Raw genomic sequence first — 21604 nt, forward strand, 5'->3', positions numbered from 1 at the left:
AAATGCGTCGAAATTTCGAAAATCTGTTTAAAAATGCAGTTATGGAGGGTACCTGATTAGAGAATTTGATAGTATAGGTCTACGAGAGTAAATTCTACATAAAGGAAGGTGATTTCTTTTGTTTAATAAATTTAAACCGTATCTAATTGTTTTAATAAGTCTTATTTCGTTATTTTTCATCATTATTTTCAGTACGGATAGCGAATTAATCATCCTGGATCCCAAAGGACCGGTGGGAGCCGTTCAAAAAGATCTGATTATGCTGTCCATCTACTATATGATTGCCATTATGGTTGTTGTACTTGGATTCTTTACAATCATATTATTCAAGTATCGAAGCAGTAAGAAGAATAGTGACTATAAACCGGATATGCACGGAAGTACATTCCTTGAGATCATTTGGACGTTGATTCCTGTCCTGATCGTCATCGCATTATCCATCCCGAATACAAAGGCACTTTATGAATTGAAAAATGCACCGGAAGCGACCTCTCATAAAGACCCGATCGTGATCCATGCGACGGCTGTCGATTGGAAATGGATCTTCAGTTATCCTGAAGAAGGAATTGAAACGGTCAACTATGTCAATGTTCCTGAAGATCACCCGATTCTATTTAAAGTAACAGCGGCAGATTCCATGGCTTCTTTCTGGGTACCGCAAATCGGCGGTCAGATTTATGGAATGCCTGGAATGGTCAATGACTTATATCTGCAGGCTGATGAGCCTGGAACGTATGATGGAAGGAATTCAAACTTCACAGGTGAAGGAATGACTCACCAAACGTTTGATTTTGTTGCGATGAAGCAGGACAAATACGAAGATTGGGTAGAAGATGCACAAGACGAACCGAAATTGACGGAAGACACTTATGAAAAACTGATGCTTCCAGAAACGGTTGATAAGATGACTTTTTCATCTACTCACTTAGCATTTGTCGATCATGGTAAGAATTCCGAGTATGCCATGGCGATCCGCCAAAAGTACGGACTGGATACTACCGTGGATGGAGCAGATAAAGATGCTCAGTCCGTTCATGGCAATATGGATATGGATGGCCATGAAGGCATGGACCATGATGATAAGAAGAAGGAAGACGATCATGAAGACGAAGGTAGTCATGAGCACTAAGAGAGGAGGACTTTAAATGTTTGATTTTATTAAGGATAATCTGATCCTCAACGATCCGTTGATTCTGGGAGCCAACATTTCGATCGTTTTCACCGTTATCGGAATCGTTGCAGTCCTCACTTATTTTAAAAAGTGGAAATGGTTGTGGAACGACTGGATCACAAGCGTTGATCATAAAAAAATCGGGATTATGTATATCCTGGCTGCACTTGTCATGCTCTTCCGCGGAGGGGTCGATGCACTTTTGATGAGGGCACAATTGACAGTGCCGAATAACTCATTTTTAACATCCGAGCACTACAATGAAATCTTTACGACTCACGGTACGATCATGATCCTGTTCATGGCGATGCCGTTCTTACTTGGATTGATGAACGTGGTCGTTCCTTTGCAGATCGGTGCAAGGGACGTAGCCTTCCCTTATTTGAATAACCTGAGTTTCTGGTCATTCATGTTCGGGGCAATCCTTTTCAATATTTCATTCGTATTCGGTGGTTCACCGAATGCTGGTTGGACGAACTACGCACCGCTTGCAATTGAAGGTAGTCCTGGACCGGGTATCAACTATTACCTGCTGGGCTTACAGATATCGGGGATTGGTACGTTACTGACGGGGATTAACTTTGTCGTCACCATCATCAAGATGCGTGCGCCTGGCATGACGCTTCTTCGCATGCCGATGTTCACATGGACGACGTTGATCACGGCTTTCATCATCGTGTTTGCTTTCCCGATTTTGACTGTCACACTGGCTCTGATGACATTTGATCGTCTTTTCGGTTCCCACTTCTTCACGCTTACGAGTGGTGGAGACCCGATGCTATGGTCAAACCTTTTCTGGCTGTGGGGACATCCGGAAGTATATATCGTTATATTGCCGGCTTTCGGTATTTTCTCAGAAATCATTGCTACGTTTGCAAGAAAAACACTATTTGGTTATAAATCTATGATTATCTCACTTGTTGCGATTTCTGGACTAAGCTTCGTCGTATGGGTCCATCACTTCTTTACAATGGGTGGAAGCGCGGCAGTGAACAGTGTATTCTCGATTTCAACGATGGCGATTGCCATACCGACTGGAATCAAGATATTCAACTGGCTGGGTACGTTATTTAAAGGTAAGATCGAATTTACGGTCCCGATGTTATGGTCTGTCGCGTTCATTCCGACATTCCTAATTGGTGGGGTAACAGGGGTTATGCTTGGAATGGCTGCGGCCGATTTCCAATATCACAATAACTACTTCCTGGTTGCTCACTTCCATTACACGTTGATTGCCGGTGTTGTATTTGCCTGCTTCGCGGGTCTTGCATACTGGTATCCGAAGATGTTTGGTCATAAGATGAATGAACGAATCGGACGATGGGCTTTCTGGTTCTTCTCCATCGGATTCAATCTATGTTTCTTACCGCAGTTCGTATTAGGATTTGCAGGTATGCCAAGACGTGTATACACGTACGGTCCTGAAGATGGCTGGACGGCATTGAATGTGATCTCTTCTGTTGGTGCTTTCGGAATGGGAGTAGGATTCATGGTGCTCGTTTATGGTATCTATTACAGCTACCGTTTTGCTGAGAGAGAAACAACAGGTGACGCGTGGGATGGACGTACCCTTGAATGGGCAACAAGTTCAGCCATTCCGCCTCATTACAACTTTGCACATGTACCTGAAGTGAAGAGTCATGATGCATTTTATGATATGAAGCAAGAAGGAAGAAAGATGGTTCCTGACAACTTTGAATACCAACCAATTCACATGCCAAGCAATGCAGGCACACCTTTCATTATGTCCGGACTGTTCTTCGTTGCAGGATTTGGTTTAGTATTTGAACTGTTCTGGATGGCCATAGCAGCACTTGTGGGGATCTTCGGATGCATGGCATTCCGTTCAATGATGTCACACAAGCAGGATGAAGGTTATTATGTAAGTGTGGAAGAAATAGAAAAGACTGAAAATCCGTATAAGAGGGAGGCGTGAGCATGGCACATAGTACGAATATAGATCCAAACACGCCACTTGAATATCAATCCGATATCGGTAAACTGAACATCTTCGGATTCTGGGTTTTCCTTGGTGCGGAAATCGCATTGTTCGCCACGATCTTCGCAACGTTCTTCGCTCTGAAGGCAGGCACCATGGGTGGCCCGCTTCCAAGTGAAGTGTTTGATATGAAGAATACGATCATCATGACGCTGTTGCTGTTAATCAGTAGTTTCACGTCTGGTCTATCAATAAATGAATTAAGAAAACGTAATGTCAAATCCATGATGGTTTGGCTGGTCATCACATTATTATTTGGACTCGGATTCCTTTACATGGAAATCACCGAATTCATTCATCTGGTCCATGAAGGAGCTGCCATGGGCACGAACGCATTCTGGTCATCCTTCTATTTACTGACCGGGACTCATGGTCTCCACGTATCAGTGGGTATCCTGTGGATCCTTCTCGTCATGTTCCAGGTGAAGCAACGCGGATTGAATCCTGATACCGCTAAAAAACTATTTGTATCAAGCTTGTACTGGCACTTCCTGGACTTTGTCTGGATCTTCGTGTTCACAAGCGTGTACTTACTAGGGATGGTGGGATAATGTCACAACATTCGAATCATAGTGGATTACCTTGGACTCAGATCATTGGATTTATCTTATCGATTGCGTTGACGTTCTTAGCCGTCTGGTTTGGACTGTATACGAATATGGCATATGAACTGATCGTAGCGATCGTATTCGTCCTGGCCTTCATACAGGCTGCCATCCAGCTCTTCATGTTCATGCACGTAACGGAAGGTGAAGGCAGATGGCAGGTAGGTAAGATGATGTCGGCGGCATTTATCGCGATTGTCATCGTGGCCGGATCTGTCTGGGTATTGAGCAGTATGCATTAAAATAGAAAAGAAGCTGTTGGGATTCCAGCAGCTTCTTTTTTTGCATTGTTACATATCCTGACCTTCGTAATTAAACTGCCATTGAATGCCGAATTTATCGGTGACCTGACCGTACAGCTTGCTCCAGAAAGTTTCCTGAAGCTCCATGTCCACCTTACCGCCTTCTTTCAACTTGTGGAAACGGGCCATCAGTTTTTCAGGGTCATCGCTTACGATGGCAAGGGTAATGTTGTTTCCTTCTACAAAAGGCATATTTGGAAAAACATCGGAAAACATGACATGACTGCCGTCGATGGTGAGTCGTGTATGTAGGACCAGATCTTTTGCTTCTTCGGGCAGGGGATAGTCAGGATGCGGGGGTGCTTCAGCGAACGTCATGATCTGTGGTGGTTCGGTTTCAAATACTTCTGCATAATACTCTGCGGCAGCCCGGCAATTGCCGTTGAAATTCAGGTAAACATTGACCGACATATACATCACTCCTAAAATTGAGTTGGGTATTCTTCTGTATTTTACCATCTTTGTAGGCATATGAAATAATAAAAATTTGAAAAGTCAAAAAAATAAAACCGCTAAAAACCCCTTCCTGCCAACTGGCGAAAGGGGCTTTCCGAATTGGATCAAGCTTTTAATTCTCTCAGGATATTGATGCCAAACAACAGTATACCAACTGTCGTCAAGACCCCGCCTGTAGCAATGACCGGGACGACTGCTTCATTCCCAAGTACAAACAAGAATAATCCGATCATCATCAACGGCAAACCGACATTATGGAGCCAGAAGTGGGCTTTGGCCAGTTTCGTGGTTGATACAGCCGGGAATAAGTGATAAATGAGACCTGCAAGCGTCAGTGCTGTCCAGCCTAATAAGTTAATGTGAACGTGAACCGGGGTCAGGGTGTAGTCATGGACCATGGACATATACAGTCCGATACATACACCGATCATAAAGTAGACGACAGAAATTTTAATCAGTTTGATCCCCATACGAATCCTCCTCCTTCACTGGTAATATATGAGTATTTAGACCCGTGTAGAACGTTCTGTCATGGTGAGATGACAATAAGTTTAACGCATCCGTTTTCTGAAAAAACGGGAAGATCATTTAAACATTCTGAAAGCGCTTTTTTGAAATTTTTGAAATTAATGGTTTTGCCCCTAAAACGTTGCCTACTCCCTCTCTAATTGATAGAATCATCAATTAGAGAGACAATCCAAATATGGGGAGTAGAGAAATGATAAACGTCACTAGTGGATTTAGAATAGAGAAAGATTTCCTCGGGGAAAAAGAAGTACCCCAAGATGTATACTATGGAATACAAACGCTAAGGGCCGTGGAAAACTTCCCGGTCACTGGTTATAAAATTCATAAAGAAATGATCGATGCCCTGGCAGTGGTAAAGAAAGCGGCGGCACTTGCGAACATGGAGACGACGCGTCTTTATGACGGAATCGGCCAAGCCATCGTGCAGGCATCCGATGAGATACTTGAAGGCAAGCTTCATGAATTCTTCATCGTGGATCCGATCCAGGGAGGGGCTGGTACGTCGATCAACATGAACGCCAATGAGGTCATTGCGAATCGTGCCCTGGAACTCATGTCCCACCGTAAAGGGGAATATGGGAAGGTGAGCCCGAACAGCCATGTGAATATGTCTCAGTCAACCAATGACGTATTCCCGACGGTCATCCATATTTCCACTTTGAAATTACTGGAGAAGCTATTGGATACGATGGAACATATGCTGAAAGCCTTCAGACAGAAAGCCCAGGAGTTCGATCCCATCATTAAAATGGGACGTACCCACCTGCAGGATGCGGTACCGATTCGCCTCGGGCAGGAGTTTGAAGCATACAGCAGAGTAGTGGAACGGGATATCAAGCGGATCGGACGCACCCGTGAACATCTCTACGAAGTGAATATGGGGGCAACTGCAGTAGGAACCGGCTTGAATGCGGATCCTGTTTATATCAAGAGTGTCGTCAAGCACCTTGCAGATATCAGCGGATTACCATTGACAGGGGCAGAACATTTGGTAGACGCTACACAAAACACCGACGCTTACACTGAAGTTTCAGCAGCACTGAAGGTATGTATGACCAATATGTCCAAGATCGCCAATGATCTTCGTATGATGGCTTCCGGACCACGGGCCGGACTTGGTGAAATTTCACTGCCGGCAAGACAGCCCGGCTCTTCCATCATGCCGGGTAAAGTGAATCCGGTCATGCCGGAACTGATCAATCAAGTAGCCTTCCAGGTGATGGGGAATGATCAGACCATCTCATTGGCATCGGAAGCCGGTCAGCTTGAATTGAACGTAATGGAGCCTGTGCTCGTATTCAATCTCCTTCAATCCATCAGCATCATGAACAATGCGTTCAGAAGCTTTACGGACAACTGTCTTGTCGGTATCGAAGCAAATGAGACGCGAATGAAAGAGTATGTGGAAAACAGCGTAGGGATCATCACGGCGGTCAATCCTCACCTGGGATATGAAGTCGTATCTCGGATCGCCAGGGAAGCGATCCTGAAAGGGAAGTCTGTGAGAGAGCTTTGTCTCGAATATGATGTTCTGACAGAGGAAGAGCTTGACCTGATCTTGAACCCTTATGAAATGACGAACCCGGGGATTGCTGGTCGAGTGCTGTTTGATCGGGAATAAGAATATGAAAAACGTTCCGTTATGAATGACGGAGCGTTTTTTTGTATATCTACCATTTCTGCCCCCAGTTGGGATAATAGAATAGGTTAAAGGGAGTGGGTGCTTATTCCTGTTTTCTGAAAAAGTGGGGCTATTTAAACAGAATCTTGCGAATGCCAATGCGGAATATAGGTATATGGACTGTGATTACCAAGGCTTACGTCATAAGAAAACCCCAATTTCACACGGATTATTTCTTAGTATAATAGGAGTAGAAAACAATATCGCTATAATAAAAGATAAAGCGTGAGACCTGTTATGTACTTTCTACTACGGCATCCTGGAGGTTGAGTCATGAACATTGGGGAATGTATGAAATACTACCGAATCTTTAAGGGGATGACCCAGAAACAAGTGGGCGATGGCATTTGTACCCCGGGACATATTAGTAAGATTGAAAGCGGTCACCTGCATGTTACGAAAGATAAGCTGGATCTCTTTAATCAAAGATTGGGGATCAATATTGAACATGAACGAAATGCGTATCAGAAGTTACAGACCGAATTGGGGAAGTGGTACGAGGCCATGATCAAGCGGATTCATGGGAAAGTGGAATTATTGAAAGAGACGATAGAGCAGAATCCCCTCGTGAAGATTGAAACACTGAACGGTACCTATAAGCTCCTCAAAGCCCGCTATCTTATGGGGAAGGGTGACGTTCAGGAAGCGGCCTTTCTTTTAAACCAACTTTCAACTAAACGCTTGTCCTATTATATGAGAGAGTATGATCATCACTTATACTACCATATAAAAGGAATATTCGAGCTATTAAAAGGTGACGCCAAAGCCTCAATCGACGTTTTACAAAAAATTGACGCAAAGGTATACACCAATTTCGAATATCACTACCACATGGCTCTTGCCCATCAACAATTGGATCAACATGAGGCGGCCATCCATCATGGTGGGATTTCCCTCCATCATTTTAAAGAAACGTTGAATTTCACCCGCTGCATTGATGCTGCGACGGTTCAACTGGTCTCGGAAGCGAAGAAAGGGAAAGAGAACCTTGAACAATTAGAAGTTAAACATAGAGATTGGCTTGAGCATTGTGATCATCTTCATGATTATCGAAGAAAAGCGATCCTTTATATGAATCTGGGGAATGTGTATCGTGATGTGAGGAATGATAGGAAGGCAAAAGAAGCCTTTCAAACGGCGGATAGTTTACTGAAGCATGGTGTCCCGGCACATGGGGAAGACAGTTTGTTGTTGAATCATGTATATAGGGCTAACAGTGAGCTTCTTCCCGTATAAAGGGAAGAAGCTTTTTACGTGTTTTCATTGGCGGCCGGGTAGAATTTCGTTTCGATTTTCTCATACTCCTCAAGGTTTTGGGTGAGCCGAGCAAGCTTATGGACTTCCTGCAGGAGAAAGCTCTTATCCAGCTCATAGATGACCTCTCTTTCTATATGATCAATCGTATTACAGGCGAATTCCCACAGATCCTTATGCTTCGATGGTTGAATGGATTCTGCTAAAAGAGCCAATGCCCGCACGATTTCCGTTATAATTAAATGATTGTCTTTAGCGTAGTGTCGAATGTAACCGAATCCCCGGTAAAGATAATAGTCGAACGGTTCTGATTGGAGAATGACACGGATCCTTTTCTGGTGATCGATCAGATAGGGACTGAAGGATAATTGATCCTCCACCGTCAGCATCAGGTCCGCCATTTGGTGGATGGTGTTTGATGCGGTTTTGGGATCGTCATTTCCCAGTGATTTTATCGCCACTTCCGCAAGTTTGTGGATCCCCATCTGCAGATCCTGGATTTCGGTCTCTTTATGCCCCATCTCAATGAATGAAAGGAATGAACCAGTGGAGATATGGTCAGTTTCCGGCCCCCACAGGCTCATCAGTTCATTCCCGGCGAGAACGAAATCTCCCACTTTGTAATGAAGCTTGAGGACAATGTTCTCTTCTTGTGCACGTTGGATCATCCCCTGAAAATCGACCAATTGTATATATCCCGACCCTCTGGACGTCACGTGAACGATATTCCTTTTCTCTTTCTCCATGATGTCCCCACTATCCGCGGTACGGTGAGTTTCTAAGTCTTTCTTCAGAGTCTGGTTGATCATCACTTCGGAAACCTGCTTCATATTGTACGTAATATTATGGACCTGCATCCACGTCGACGCATGGTTAATGAAAAAGATGAACGTTAGGGCTGAGAGGAACGCCAGTCCGATCGTCATGAGCGGGGCAGCAACAAACATTTCCTTCTTTGAACTTCCGATAAAAAGGAAAAGGAGGAGTACGTACACGAAACTTCCGTTGAAAATGCCGAGGGCGTGCTGTGTTTGTTTATCCGAAATGAAATCCAACAGCATCCTTGGTGAAAACTGGCCGCTGAACATCGTCAGCACGACGAGCAAGGAGTTAAGTGTAAAAGCGCTGAGTGTCAGAATGCCTCCTATGAGCGTGCTCACCAGGATACGGGTGACGGATGCATCCATACTTAACAAATCAGACGTGTACTGTGACACTTCCAGAGAGAGATCTAAATAAAGGGTAACGGCAACCATGAGCAAGGACAGGCATATGTAAATAAAAGGCATATACCAAATGGTGAGCCTGATTTCATGCCTGCGCTGCCGCTTTGACATGAGAAAATATTTTCTGATGGATAATGGAAGCATTTTTTTCAACATGATCGAAACGGTTCCTTTCTAGTAAATGGATATGGGTTAGTTTTCCCTCTCAAACACGGTTAAAACTTCCTTTATTCAAAAAGATTAGTAGAAAAGTGAATAATCTGGACTAAACCGATCGGAAATAAACCATCCTCATTTATTAGAAAGAATTTTTAAAAAATAACAAAAACTCTATTGACGAAGGGGTGAATCCCCTATATAATCCAATTCATACTCAAATATCAAGTGAAAACATAACGTTATCTATATCTCTTATCAAGAGCGGCGGAGGGATAGGCCCGATGAAGCCCGGCAACCTGCAGGATCAATCTGTAAAGGTGCCAATTCCTACAGATTCCATGTGGATCTGGAAGATAAGGGGAGGAGCATGATCAATTAGCCCTCTTCTTACAAGAAGAGGGCTTTTCTGCATACCCTCTTTCTTTCCACCACACCTTCAGACAGGAATCGTACGTGCAGGTCAAAACGGAAAAAAGGAGGCTGAATGATGTCAGCGATAAATGTGGCGCTTCTGGGCTTTGGAACCGTTGGTCAAGGGGTCTGTGAAGCCATTGATACTCATCAGGAGAGATTAAAAGAAGTACTCGGTAAAGAGGTGAAAATAAGAGCAATCCTCATCAAGGATCCCTCTAAGCAAAGGGAAATCGATCCATCCATCAGGATTACGACCGATTTTAAAGACATTCTCGATATACCTGACCTTCATGTAATCTTTGAAGCGATCGTAGGAGAAGAACCGACTTATACGTATGTGACACAAGCCATCGAGAAGGGGATTCACGTCATAACGGCCAATAAAGCCATGTTCGCAAAATACGGCCCAGAGCTTCTGAAGAAAGCTTCACATAATGGGGTGTCCCTTGGTTTCGAAGCGACCACGGCGGGAGGGATACCGGTCATCGGCACCATCCGTCAGCTCCTGAAGGTAAACGAAATCAAAAGCATTCAAGGAATATTGAATGGAACGTCCAACTTCATTTTATCCCAGATGAGGAAAAAGGGGCTTTCCTTTGAAACTGCCCTCAAGCAGGCGCAAGAGAAGGGATATGCCGAAGCGGATCCGACGAACGACATAGAAGGATATGATGCCTTTTATAAGCTTCTGATCTTAAGTCAGACCGCCTTTGGCAGGCAGCCGGACTGGAAGGATATCAGGCAGAAAGGGATCACCCACTTGACGGCTGAATGGCTGCAGGCAGCCGAGTCCTTCCGTTTGCGCTTCAAGCATGTTGGATCACTGGAACGTGACGGATTCAATCGCATCAAAGGGGGAGTGGAACCGATCCTTGTCCACGACACTCATCCCTTTTACGGGGTGGAGGATGTGGAAAACGCGATTTCACTGAAAGGGAGTCTGGTGGGGAGGGTCACACTGCTGGGTCCCGGAGCTGGTAAATATCCGACGGGAAGTGCCATGGTGGAGGATTTTCTCTCCCTGATAGAGGGGAAATACACCGTTTCTCCCGAAAAGACGGTGACGAGCGAAGATATTCAAGAAGAAAGCATGGGGCAATGGGTCTTGCGGTTCAAGGAAAAAGAGGAGTATCAAAGCTGGATCACACCGTTCACCTTAAAGGACCGCATTCAGCTTGGAGATGACCTTTACGTCTTTGTCGAAGGAAGACAAGAAGAACTGGACTATCTTCTTCAATCCCATGAACACATACAGGCTGTATCGATTCTAGACGAAATTCCTCTTGAAAACGAAGTGAAGGAAGGATTGGCTGTTTCATGACGCCATCATTGAAAGCAGAAAATAGATCTGATGGAAAGTAGGAGATCACTTGGGTATCATTGTTCAGAAATTTGGTGGAACCTCTGTAGGTTCTACGGATCGTATGAAGAGGGTGGCCGGTCAAATCGTGAAGGAAAAGGAAAAAGGGAATGACGTCGTGGTGGTCGTATCGGCGATGGCCAATACGACGGACACCCTTGTGAAACTGGCAGGGGAACTTTCTGATTACCCCGGTAAAAGAGAGATGGATATGCTCCTCTCTACAGGGGAGCAGGTCACGATTTCCCTGCTAACGATGGCCCTTCAGCACAGAGGGATGAAGGCCGTGTCCCTGACAGGTCGGCAGGCGGGGATCCGGACCGATGACGTGTTCGGAAATGCAAAGATCACTTCCATTGATACGGGAAGGATTAAAGAAGAGTTATCCGCCGGGCGAATCGTTGTGGTGGCCGGATTTCAAGGGGTCACCGAAGAGGGGGAGCTCACCACTTTAGGCAGGGGTGGATCGGATACGTCGGCTGCTGCCCTGGCTTCAGCCCTGAAAGCGGATCGATGCGACATTTATACGGATGTGGACGGGGTGTATACCTCCGATCCGAGGGTAGTCCCCCGGGCTGCAAAAATCGATGGCCTATCCTATACTGACATGCTCCGGTTTGCCATGATGGGGGCCAATGTCCTCCATCCAAGAGCGATTAAACACGCCAAAGAACACGGAGTCCCTATGATCGTCCGTTCCAGTTTAAAAGAGGGGCGGGGAACCGTCATCAGCGGGAAAGTCCAAAGAAATGATAGCATCGTGGGGGTAGCCCTCCAGGAAGAAGTCTCCGTCCTTACGATCCATGGCTGTGATGGAGGGGAATCCTTGATTCTTTATGATCTTGATTCACACCACATCGAAACAGAAAGAATCAGACACCGACAAGGGCTGGTCCTGATCATTAAAGATCAGGATATTCACCTTGTGAAAAAAATCGTCAGGAAATATAACCAGGCTTACTCCCATTTTGACATGAGGGAAGATGTATCAAAGGTGTGTGTGATTGGAAGCATCCAGTCTTCTGGGGAAGTAAAAGAAAAGGTTACGAATGTCTTCCATGATTACCATATCGGCAAGGTGTCCGTATGGGAATCGTCAGTGGGCCTGAGCGCCATTGTCGATCGCACGGACGTTGAAAAGGCCGCAAGAATCCTTCATATGCATTTCGGATTGGATTATATCGAATCCAAAAGGGCGATTTTATAAAGAAAAGAAGTGTATGGTCCATACACTTCTTTCTTTATGGGGTGATGGATACAGGAGTCCCAATTGGTACGATGCCCGAGAGCTCTTCCACGTCTTTGTTATTCATCCGGATGCATCCTTTGGATACTGCATTGCCTATGGAGGCGGGGTTATTCGTCCCGTGGATCCCATAGCTTTCTTTGGATAAACTCATCCACATCGTGCCAAAGGGTCCCCCGGGGTTCGGTGCTTTATTGATGATGATGAATTCGCCGATGGGCGTTTCGAAAAGAACCCTTCCGACTGCAATGGGGTATTCTTTCACTTGAACCCCATCTTTGAATAATCGGAGAGTCCGATTGTTGACAGACACTTGGATGCTATACGGATTCCCAGTGGTATCGGGGATTCCCGGGATGGTGATCGTCTGTCCCGGGTATAGTTGATCCGGATTGATGCCGGGATTGGCGTTCAGGATGTCAGGCAGGGGAGTCCTGAAATCCCTTGATATCTGATTAAGAGTTTCTCCAGTCTTGACGGTGTGGATCATTGATATCAGACCTCCTCATTTCACCTTATCATTCCATTCTATGTGTCAGGGGGAAAGTGGTTCAATGAGCTTGCGTCAAATAAAGCCTGCATCCATGAAGATGCAGGCTTTAAAGGATAGATCATTGAGGCAGGTTTTGCTGCGGGACAGTCGTATAGCTCTGCAGCATGAGGGTCATATCCTGCCCATTCAATTGAGGAACTTGATAATACCCGTGCTTATTTTGATAAAGGAAAATTTCATAACTCATTTCAATGAAATTCGGTACACTGTCTGCAACCACCCGGCGCAGCACGGGGTTCGTCATCTCGAGAGCCGTCATGGCAAGGAGTGTGGCCAGGGATTTCGTCTGGCCCAGCATATAAGCGGACAAGCCTTTATCGGAAAGCTCCTGGACGGATTGATTCGGCTTTTTAGGTGCACCGGCTTTGATACCGTAGGTGGTCGTATGGTTTTGGGTCATTTTGTATTGTTGTGTCGGGACGATCGGGTCCTGTCCCGTCGAGAAACTTCCTACAATGGTATTGTACATAGTCGTCACGAAGTCGGTCTGGCGCTTGACGATATCTTTCAATTCCGGATCCTGGATGTGTTGATCATACATTTGATATTGGTCCAGCATGCTGATGATCCCTGCGATGACTTCATGGGCATCAAATAGCTCATGACCCCCATGGTCCTGTTGGGTGTTCATCATGTTCGGTGGCATTTGAGCGCCGGGTTGCGGCATCCCATTGGATTGACCTTGGTTATTCATACTTATTCCTCCTCTATTGGCTTCGATGATTAGAATAACCCTTCGAAATAAAATTATGTATGATTCTTCGTTGGCCTACTACTTCCCGGCCTGTCCGAATACAATAGGGAGAAGTCAATATGAAGGTGGTACGGATATGAGTATATTTATTAGCTATATCGTTTTAGGGTTATCCCTTTCTGCACCTATGGGACCGATCAATGCCGCCCAATTGGACAAGGGGATCCGCTTCGGTTTCTTTCACGCCTGGCTTGTTGGAGTCGGGGGGATGGTGGCGGACGGGATCTTTATGCTCGTGATTTATTTTGGACTGGCTCAATTCATTGATACACCATTCATAAAATTATGTTTATGGATCTTTGGCTTTTTTATTTTGACCTATACGGGGATTGAAAGCATACAGAAGTCGGGAACCCTCACCTCCTCTTCACCTCAATTGCAGAATGAGTCGAAAGGGAAATCGTTTCGTACGGGTTTCTTTATGGCGATTTCGAATCCGTTAAGCATTTTGTTCTGGCTTGGGATTTATGGATCGATCCTTGCACAGACGTCCAGATCGTATGAATCCTCCCAGCTTTTCTTGTATAGTTTAGGAATATTTCTGGGCATCACCCTGTGGGATGTGACGATGGCTTTTGTCGCGACGGGGGCAAGGAAACTGGTGAGCCCCCTCATCCTGAGGATCATTTCCGTCGTATCGGGGATTGTCCTGATGGGATTTGGCATTTATTTCGGCGTAGAGGCCTGTCGCATATTGTTTGGTTAGACAGATTAGACAGACACCCAATGGGCGCCCTCCTAATAGGATAGATGAGTAATCGTTAGGAGGGATCGGCTTCATGTTATATACAAAAAGCTGGATCGATCAACATATGGAAGAACTCACTCCCTGGCAGCAATCTGCTTATCTCCACTTCTCGGAACTGATGTGTGATGAAGAGCACCCGTATCCGTGTGTACCAGGTAAACAAGGCTTTCAAACAGATACTTTGCGCTTCGGTTTTGCTGAAGATCCGAGAAAGGGTGAGGCAACGGATAAGCTGGTCTCGTTATTAAAACAATACGGTGGCATCTCAAGGGCTACAGGGAAATACGCCTCTCTTGTCGTGTTTTTTCAATCAAAAGAGATCGAGGGTTCCGTTGAATACTATCAACAGATTTTCTGGGACTTGTTGAATCGGGTACACAGGCTCGATGCCACACCTTGGCCGGATGATATCGGAAAGGATCCCCATGATCACACGTGGGAGTTTTGCTTTGACGGAGAACCCTATTTTTCCTTCTGCGCGACTCCTGCCCACCTCGTCCGAAAGAGCCGGCATTTTCCCTATTTTCTACTTGCTTTTCAGCCCCGGTGGGTATTTGACGAAATCAATTCGTCAACGGCATTCGGTCAGAAATTAAAGAAGGTCATACGAAAGCGGCTCGTTGAATTCGATGGTGTCGATCCTCATCCCAGCCTGAAATGGTACGGACAGGAAGACAACTATGAATGGAAGCAATATTATCTCAGCGACGATGATTCTTCCATGAGTAAATGTCCCTTTTCCCATATGCATAAGAAGATCAAGAGTTAAGGCATCAGGCTTTAACTCTTTTTTCTTTTATGAATGCAGCCACTGCAATCAAGATGATGAATCCAAGACTGACAAAAAAACCGACGCGGCTCACTTCATCAAGAAGAGTGCCGCTGATGGCAAAAAGGATGAGAAGCAGGGCAATGATGGAACGGGTCAGATCCCAGGCAGTCCGGCTCATAAGTTTGTGAAAGGAAGCCAGGATGAAAAGCCACGTATAAAGAAGCATCAGTCCTGCAGCCGTAGTGATATATTCAAAGAGTTTATCCGGAAGCAGCATGGCGACGACAATGGATAGAGCCACGACGAGAGTAGTCAGACCGAAAGCGGGCAGCGGGACTTCCATTTTTCCCTTTTTGGCGAAGATACGGGGGGCATCGCCTTCTTCGGCCAGAGCCACGAGCATCGTGGTGACAGCGTATAAAGAAGCGACCATGGTAGAAAATCCGGCAATGATCAACACGGCATTGAATAGGTGGGGGACCCACGGAATGCTGTATTGATCGAGGGCGGTCAGGAAGGGACTTTCATTTGGGTCGATCCTGCTTGCCGGAACCAGCTTTAAAACGAGATAGAAGGAAAGTATATAAAGGACCGTCAATATCAACAGCATAATATTCCCTGATTTCGGAGCTTCCTTGGGATCCTTCAGTTCCTTGGCCATCAGACCCATCACTTCAATACCCCCGAATCCATAGAAGGCAAAAAGAAGGGCGAGCCATAAGCCTTTTCCCTCATGCGGGAGTACTTCATTCATAGGGGATTGAAGAACCCGACCCGAAGACCCGTCCCCCAGAAAGCCGAACATGGCGGCACCGGCAATGATGATGAACATGACGATGGCGGCGGCTTTCATCACTCCAAACACATTCTCCATTTGTTCCACTTTCCGGACTCCCATCAGGATGATGACCAACCCCAGGCAGGCAAATCCGGCCGTGAATATCCAAAGGGGGATTTCTGGGAACCAAAATTGAGCGAAGAGGGCGAGAGCCGTTAACTGGCTCCCCATGATCAACATTTCGGCCGACCAATACACCCATCCATTACTGAACCCTGCCCAGGAACCATAAGCTTGCTTAGCATATGTCCGGAATGAACCTTTTTCCGGGTGATGTGCCGTCAGTTTAGCGAGTGCCTGGAATACCATCCAGGTTCCGATCCCTGCAACCAAATAGGCAATGAGAACCGAGGAACCCGCTTTTTGAATCGGAATGGCAGAGCCAAGGAAATAACCGGTTCCGATGATGCAGCCCACCCCGATGAAAGAGAGCTGCCACCATGAAAGATTTGTCTGATTCGTACATTTGCTCATATCGTTTCACCTGACCTTTATCCTTCATAGTTTGACGTTGAACACCCTGAAATATGTGAATGGACACGGAATGATTTTTTATGAGACAGGAGAAAGTAAGGGAGAATGAAATCGAGGAGGCTGGCTGATGGAAAAGATTCATCCGAATTGCTGGAACGAACATGGAGAATTGAAGACGGTCATGGTATGCTCGCCTTCATCAGTGGATGTACCGGATCAAAGAACCGCGGATTATGTCGGCTGGGAGAAGCCGGTTAACCAGGAGAAAGCGAAGGAAAACCACGAAGAGATGAAGAGAGCCATGGAGAACGCGGGGGCAAAGGTCATTGATTACTCCGATTACCTTACAGATGAGGTCAGGGACTTGAATCAACAGCTCATCAATCGTGTGTTTGTAAGGGATCTCGCCTGTGTGTACGGGAAAACGGTGATTCCGGGTGATGCGGGCACTACGATGAGGGCTCCCGAGTATATTCACAGTCATGAATTATTTCAAACCTGGTTTGAGGAGAAGACGTTTTCCATTCGGGATAATAACCGTTTGAAGGCATTGGAGAACGGGGATGTATTTGTGTTGAACAAGGACACCGTTTTCATTAATACGGGTCTTAGATCCAGCATCGAAAGCATAGAAGCATTGAAGGAGAAGATCTTTCAGGCGGGGTTTTCGGAAATCGGGATCATCGACTTACCCCGGACGGGTGAAACGATGCATCTGGACATGAATTGCAATGTTGCAGGTGGAAATCTTCTCATTGCCAAAAGCTATATGAGGCTGTTCCCTGTCCGGATCGTCTCTGAAATGGGAGGACGGTACGTGATGATGGAGGAATTCATCAAACGTCAGGGCTTCGAGGTATTATGGACGGATGACATAAAGCATACGGTCGCGGATATCAATTTTCTGAATCTGGACCCGGAAACCCTGCTGATCAGCACGAAGGCCAATAAGAGCATTTTAAAGGATCATCCGTTTTTAAAAGGAAAGAGACTGATTGAAGTGGATGTGAATGAGCTTGAAAAAGGCGGGGGCGGGATCAGGTGCATGACGCTGCCGTTTGAGAGAGGCTGAACAATATTAACTGAATGAAATAATAAACCGGAGACTATTCTCCGGTTTTGTTTGTGTTTCGCTACCATTAATTCTCAATAAGAAGTGCTGAAGATAATAGTACATTTGTTTAAAAATTCGGCGGGACCTCCATTGGCTCCACCGAGAGAATAAAACGAATGGCTGAAAGAATCATACAGGAGAAGAACAAGGGGCATGACGTCGTTGTTGTGGTCGCAGGTTTCCAAGTAATAACAGAGGATGGGGACAATTCGGCTTTGGGAAGAGGACGATCGGATATTACGGCTGTTTCTGAATAAGTAAAGTGATCTATTTATCCTTTTTTAGCGTTAGCATAGGAAAGAGGAGTGATTGTATGAAGAATCGAGTGGAGTGGTCTCTGCTTGTTGGCCGAATCATCTTAGGGATTATCATGGTGGCACATGGCATGCAAAAAATCATGGGCATGGAAAAGACGATCGGAATGTTTGATCAAATCGGGTTACCGCCTATTATGGCATATACAACGGCAATTATTGAAGCAGTTGCAGGACTTACGCTGATCATTGGATTTTATGTTATTCCTTCAGCTATAGCCTTGGCCATAACGATGTTTGGAGCCATCATATTGGTCAAATTTAAAATGGGTCTGATTGGAGGATATGAATTTCCTTTAGCATTATTGGGTCTCTCTGTTATGCTCTCCATAGCAGGAAGTAATAAATGGTCATTAATGAACGTCATTAATAAGCAACGCGAAAAAGAGGCATCTGAAAATCCTTCTTTGTCATCGGGGAGGTAAAGGAATAAGAAAAGGAGCGAAGAGTCGGGTGTGCCCAATTCGATTCTTCGCTCCTTTTTTTACATATTGGACAAGATTCAACATCTTTTCCCAGGAAATGATGTTGAACCCTGTCGGTTATAATCATGTGACGGCTTGAACCATATTAAAATCGCACACTTTATTCCTGCCTGTTCGTTTCGCCAGGTAAAGGGCTTTATCTGCTTGTTCAAAAATCTCTTCTCCCGCAGGTGAAACAGTATCCGGGAAAGTGGATACTCCGACGGAAATCGTAATGTGAATGGACTGCTCTTCAGAAATTCTAAAGGAGTGTCGTTCCACCGCTTCCCGAAGTCTTTCCGCAATGACCATCCCATGGCTGTGGGGACAGTCGATCAGAAGGATACTGAACTCTTCCCCTCCATTTCTGGATACGATATCGAAAGATCTGGAATGGTGGGTCAATACCTTTCCGAGTCCTTTTAGCACTTCATCCCCTGCCTGGTGACCGAATGTATCATTCACATTTTTGAAATGATCAATATCGATGAGGAGCAGGGACAGTTTTTCATGTCTTTCCTGGGCATGCTTCAAAGCTTGATTATAACTTACATCAAATTGCCGGACATTATTGAGACTGGTGAGGAAATCTTTCGTCGCATTCTGTTCCAGCTGATGATATTGTTCATTTGAACGTTTGATCTGCTCGGCAATAAAATAAATGATAAAGCCGACCAGGATAGAAGTAATCGTATGAAAGGAAATGATTTTCAATGCATTCAAGAGCCCTATGTTGCTTTGTAACGAGATGAAAATGATCATCAGGGCGGCCATGTTCATAATCTGAATCTTCACTAGTCTCCGGTAAGGGAGCAAGCTTAATACGCTTGAGGTGATCCCGATAACCAACATACCGATTGCCGCCACAATCGCTTCCTGCGTGACTCCGAACATGATCATTCTGGCGACTGTGATGATGGAGGCGGAAAGAAGGGCAGGAATCCAGCCGATATAGACGGCGGTGGTCACGATCGCTAAATGCCTCAGGTCCACTATACTATTGTAATCCAAGGGAATGGCAAAATACATGAGAGCCAATCCAAGGACCCCGGAGAAGGACCCAATCAATACTTTCATTGGAATCGGTGATTTCTGTGGATTTCTCAACACAATCCCGGCAAAGTACAAAAAGGATATGAAAATACATATGTTGATGAATAAATGCTCTAACATGATCATCCCTCCTTCATAATGGACCGACACCGTGACATATTACCTATATTTATTATATCGGATTGCCGGGAAGGTTGGTGAAGTATTTTCTGAGATTCGTATAAAGGAAAAAAGCCGTCCAAGATAGGACGGCTTTTTGGGCTCTAACTGGATCGTGTCTTAATAAACCCCGACAGCATCCCATGCTGCTTTAACGGAATTGTAAGTGGAGCTTCCACTTCCGTACAGGTCAGCTGCTGATTGAAGAAGGGCAGCACGTGCATAACTGAAATTACTTGTTGGTGTTAAGTAAACAGTCAGGGCACGATAGTAGATTTTCTCTGCTTTGGCTTTACCGATGCTTGAGATCGTGTTGTAAGCAGCTTTATTCGGGATACCGGAGTTTGTATGAACACCACCGTTATCGGAAGAAGTGTTCACATAGTTATTCATATGTTCCGGTTGTCCATATTTAGATGGGTTTGAAAGACTGCGCAGCGCATCTCCCGAGATGCCAGGTGTGTAGACGTCTTCACCCATTAAGTAATCGCCCGGATCCAAGAAGTATCCAAACACATCAGAGAATGATTCGTTCAGGGCCCCGGATTGATATTGATATTGTAATCCGGCAGTACGCTCCGTCACGGCATGAGTCAGCTCGTGGGCCACGACATCAAGTGCACCGGAAAGAGATGTGAAAGTCGACCCATCCCCGTCACCATAGACCATTTGGGAACCATTCCAGAACGCATTATTGTAGTTGGATCCATAATGGACAGTGGAGCGGATGGTCGCTCCGTTGTTGTCGAAACTGTTGCGGTTATGTGTGTTTTTATAATAGTCATAGACTTTACCGGCATACGCATGGGCATCGACATCAGCGGCCTGGGAATAAGCGGTCCAGGAGTTATTGCTATCTACTGAATAGTACCCCGGAAGGCTTGATCCATTTTGAGCCGTAAAGGTCTCGATGACACCATTCATTGGTTTCGTCACATCATATAAGTAATAAGTTCCATTTGAAGAGTAAGTATTAAGAGTTTTATAGTCATCTAAAACTCCGTAACCGCTTCCGGTTGTCGCTGCATCTGTCACAGCATTGAACGCTTCAACAATCGATCCGTCTTTGGCATCCACATAGATCTGCCAGTTTGCTCCATAAGGCTCGATGAACTGAAGTTGCACTTTATAAGCAAGAGTGAACTTTCCATCCTTTTCATGGATCACAAGATCATTTTTCTCAGTAGTGTTTTCAACTTTACTGTCTTTCTTTGCATCAATGCTGAACTCGTTTTGAGCCCCTTTCAAAGTGTCGGCTTTAGATAGACCGATATGCTTCCAGGCAAGATCCGTCGCGGATTTTTGATTGATTTTGGATTTGGTCTTGGTCACCTTTTTAGAAGCTTCTTTATAAAGCTGACCGGTTGTAGCCGTTACTTCATTCTTTTTATTTGTATGGACAATGAAGATGGCTCCATCAACAGGCACACCGTCCACTGATTGAGTGAATCGATAATGAGACATTCCAAGATCATCTGTCGTCTTTTCAAGTAATGTCAGTTCAGAATGGGGATCGACGGCAAAAAGCTCTTTATTGTCTTTTATGAACTTTTTCACGTCTTGATCGTTCTTTACAATACCTTTTGATAGTTTCCCAGATAGGAAGCTTGGCCCTTTTTTATCTATGTTCATGACCTTTTGATGAATGTCCATTTTCGAAGTAATCGAATCTGAAGACTGGGCGAATGCGGAGGCACCTGTAAAAGATGCGCTGAATACAAGAGAAGTACCTAGTGCTAAACTAACTAATTTCTTTTTCGACATAATTACAATTTCCCCTTTTGATCATAGATTTTGGAAATAGCTATTTCTTTTGGCCCCGGCGGCTAATTAGTAGTCTAGTAAAAAAAAGGAAGGTTGACAATGAAAAAAATGGTAATTATCAGTAAATTTGAAATATTTAGTGTTTGATAATGTCGATATATCCAAAATTTGAGGTGAATTTCACCCTTTATCTTTG

At 45.1% G+C, this 21604-nt stretch carries 21 protein-coding genes and 1 riboswitch; of the genes, 13 read left to right on the forward strand and 8 right to left on the reverse strand.

Annotation, left to right across the window (positions count from 1 at the left end):
* The first annotated feature begins 118 nt into the window (after window positions 1–118).
* Genes qoxA through qoxD form a run of 4 tightly spaced genes read left to right on the forward strand, consistent with a single transcriptional unit; the run spans window position 119 to window position 4017 of the window.
* On the forward strand, window positions 119–1129 hold the full coding sequence (gene qoxA / locus N5C46_RS18090; RefSeq protein WP_159362797.1) for a cytochrome aa3 quinol oxidase subunit II: 1011 nt from the start codon (window positions 119–121) through the stop codon (window positions 1127–1129).
* Window positions 1130–1145: 16 nt separating this feature from the next.
* On the forward strand, window positions 1146–3107 hold the full coding sequence (gene qoxB, locus N5C46_RS18095; protein ID WP_261749684.1) for a cytochrome aa3 quinol oxidase subunit I: 1962 nt from the start codon (window positions 1146–1148) through the stop codon (window positions 3105–3107).
* Window positions 3108–3109: 2 nt separating this feature from the next.
* The gene (qoxC, locus tag N5C46_RS18100; RefSeq protein WP_098349987.1) at window positions 3110–3721 is read left to right on the forward strand and encodes a cytochrome aa3 quinol oxidase subunit III; all 612 of its coding nucleotides are present in this window, start codon (window positions 3110–3112) and stop codon (window positions 3719–3721) included.
* Complete coding sequence (gene qoxD / locus N5C46_RS18105) at window positions 3721–4017, forward strand: cytochrome aa3 quinol oxidase subunit IV (RefSeq protein ID WP_261749685.1); 297 nt, start codon at window positions 3721–3723, stop codon at window positions 4015–4017. The genes qoxC and qoxD overlap by 1 nt, the downstream gene beginning before the upstream one ends.
* A gap of 48 nt (window positions 4018–4065) precedes the next feature.
* On the opposite strand, the gene N5C46_RS18110 is transcribed toward qoxD, so the two are convergent.
* Window positions 4066–4488, reverse strand: a complete 423-nt coding sequence (locus N5C46_RS18110) for a VOC family protein (RefSeq protein WP_034764171.1) — start codon at window positions 4486–4488, stop codon at window positions 4066–4068.
* Window positions 4489–4637: 149 nt separating this feature from the next.
* The gene (locus tag N5C46_RS18115; protein ID WP_261749686.1) at window positions 4638–5003 is read right to left on the reverse strand and encodes a cytochrome-c oxidase; all 366 of its coding nucleotides are present in this window, start codon (window positions 5001–5003) and stop codon (window positions 4638–4640) included.
* A 248-nt stretch (window positions 5004–5251) separates the two neighbouring features.
* Here N5C46_RS18115 and aspA point away from each other — a divergent pair, with 248 nt between their 5' ends.
* Together aspA and N5C46_RS18125 are read left to right on the forward strand one after the other, a co-directional pair.
* Window positions 5252–6682, forward strand: coding sequence for an aspartate ammonia-lyase (aspA, locus tag N5C46_RS18120; RefSeq protein WP_261749687.1), 1431 nt, complete (start codon window positions 5252–5254; stop codon window positions 6680–6682).
* A 333-nt stretch (window positions 6683–7015) separates the two neighbouring features.
* Entirely contained in the window at window positions 7016–7978 is a 963-nt protein-coding gene (locus N5C46_RS18125) for a helix-turn-helix domain-containing protein (RefSeq protein ID WP_261749688.1), read from the forward strand.
* A 14-nt stretch (window positions 7979–7992) separates the two neighbouring features.
* On the opposite strand, the gene N5C46_RS18130 is transcribed toward N5C46_RS18125, so the two are convergent.
* On the reverse strand, window positions 7993–9378 hold the full coding sequence (locus N5C46_RS18130) for a DUF2254 domain-containing protein (protein WP_261749689.1): 1386 nt from the start codon (window positions 9376–9378) through the stop codon (window positions 7993–7995).
* Window positions 9379–9630: 252 nt separating this feature from the next.
* Window positions 9631–9741, forward strand: a riboswitch (SAM riboswitch).
* A 127-nt stretch (window positions 9742–9868) separates the two neighbouring features.
* Between N5C46_RS18130 and N5C46_RS18135 the strand changes: the two genes are divergently transcribed.
* Both N5C46_RS18135 and N5C46_RS18140 read left to right on the forward strand, forming a co-directional pair.
* Window positions 9869–11116, forward strand: a complete 1248-nt coding sequence (locus tag N5C46_RS18135) for a homoserine dehydrogenase (RefSeq protein WP_261749690.1) — start codon at window positions 9869–9871, stop codon at window positions 11114–11116.
* Between the two features lie 49 nt (window positions 11117–11165).
* On the forward strand, window positions 11166–12362 hold the full coding sequence (locus N5C46_RS18140) for an aspartate kinase (protein ID WP_261749691.1): 1197 nt from the start codon (window positions 11166–11168) through the stop codon (window positions 12360–12362).
* 34 nt (window positions 12363–12396) lie between these two features.
* Here the strand turns inward: N5C46_RS18140 and N5C46_RS18145 are convergent, their stop codons facing one another.
* Both N5C46_RS18145 and N5C46_RS18150 read right to left on the reverse strand, forming a co-directional pair.
* Window positions 12397–12891, reverse strand: coding sequence for a L,D-transpeptidase family protein (locus N5C46_RS18145; protein ID WP_261749692.1), 495 nt, complete (start codon window positions 12889–12891; stop codon window positions 12397–12399).
* A 121-nt stretch (window positions 12892–13012) separates the two neighbouring features.
* Window positions 13013–13648, reverse strand: coding sequence for a spore coat protein (locus N5C46_RS18150; RefSeq protein ID WP_406686291.1), 636 nt, complete (start codon window positions 13646–13648; stop codon window positions 13013–13015).
* 136 nt (window positions 13649–13784) lie between these two features.
* Between N5C46_RS18150 and N5C46_RS18155 the strand changes: the two genes are divergently transcribed.
* Together N5C46_RS18155 and N5C46_RS18160 are read left to right on the forward strand one after the other, a co-directional pair.
* A complete protein-coding gene (locus tag N5C46_RS18155) occupies window positions 13785–14414 on the forward strand; it encodes a LysE family translocator (protein ID WP_261749693.1) in 630 nt (209 codons plus the stop codon).
* A gap of 73 nt (window positions 14415–14487) precedes the next feature.
* The gene (locus tag N5C46_RS18160) at window positions 14488–15225 is read left to right on the forward strand and encodes a YqcI/YcgG family protein (RefSeq protein ID WP_261749694.1); all 738 of its coding nucleotides are present in this window, start codon (window positions 14488–14490) and stop codon (window positions 15223–15225) included.
* A 4-nt stretch (window positions 15226–15229) separates the two neighbouring features.
* On the opposite strand, the gene N5C46_RS18165 is transcribed toward N5C46_RS18160, so the two are convergent.
* The gene (locus N5C46_RS18165; protein ID WP_261749695.1) at window positions 15230–16540 is read right to left on the reverse strand and encodes an amino acid permease; all 1311 of its coding nucleotides are present in this window, start codon (window positions 16538–16540) and stop codon (window positions 15230–15232) included.
* A 127-nt stretch (window positions 16541–16667) separates the two neighbouring features.
* On the opposite strand from N5C46_RS18165, the gene N5C46_RS18170 reads away from it, so the two are divergent.
* The 3 genes from N5C46_RS18170 (at window position 16668) to N5C46_RS18180 (ending at window position 18393) form a co-directional block, all read left to right on the forward strand.
* Window positions 16668–17612, forward strand: coding sequence for an arginine deiminase family protein (locus N5C46_RS18170; RefSeq protein ID WP_261749696.1), 945 nt, complete (start codon window positions 16668–16670; stop codon window positions 17610–17612).
* A gap of 158 nt (window positions 17613–17770) precedes the next feature.
* Window positions 17771–17911: a hypothetical protein gene (locus tag N5C46_RS23335; RefSeq protein ID WP_261749697.1), complete on the forward strand. Its 141-nt coding sequence runs from the start codon at window positions 17771–17773 to the stop codon at window positions 17909–17911.
* Between the two features lie 56 nt (window positions 17912–17967).
* A complete protein-coding gene (locus N5C46_RS18180; RefSeq protein ID WP_159362785.1) occupies window positions 17968–18393 on the forward strand; it encodes a DoxX family protein in 426 nt (141 codons plus the stop codon).
* A 123-nt stretch (window positions 18394–18516) separates the two neighbouring features.
* On the opposite strand, the gene N5C46_RS18185 is transcribed toward N5C46_RS18180, so the two are convergent.
* A complete protein-coding gene (locus tag N5C46_RS18185) occupies window positions 18517–19605 on the reverse strand; it encodes a GGDEF domain-containing protein (protein ID WP_261749698.1) in 1089 nt (362 codons plus the stop codon).
* A gap of 159 nt (window positions 19606–19764) precedes the next feature.
* Complete coding sequence (locus N5C46_RS18190) at window positions 19765–21408, reverse strand: M4 family metallopeptidase (protein WP_261749699.1); 1644 nt, start codon at window positions 21406–21408, stop codon at window positions 19765–19767.
* Window positions 21409–21604: the final 196 nt, after the last annotated feature.

It is taken from the genome of Rossellomorea vietnamensis, assembly GCF_025398035.1.
In the GTDB taxonomy this organism is placed as follows: Bacteria; Bacillota; Bacilli; order Bacillales; family Bacillaceae_B; genus Rossellomorea; species Rossellomorea vietnamensis_B.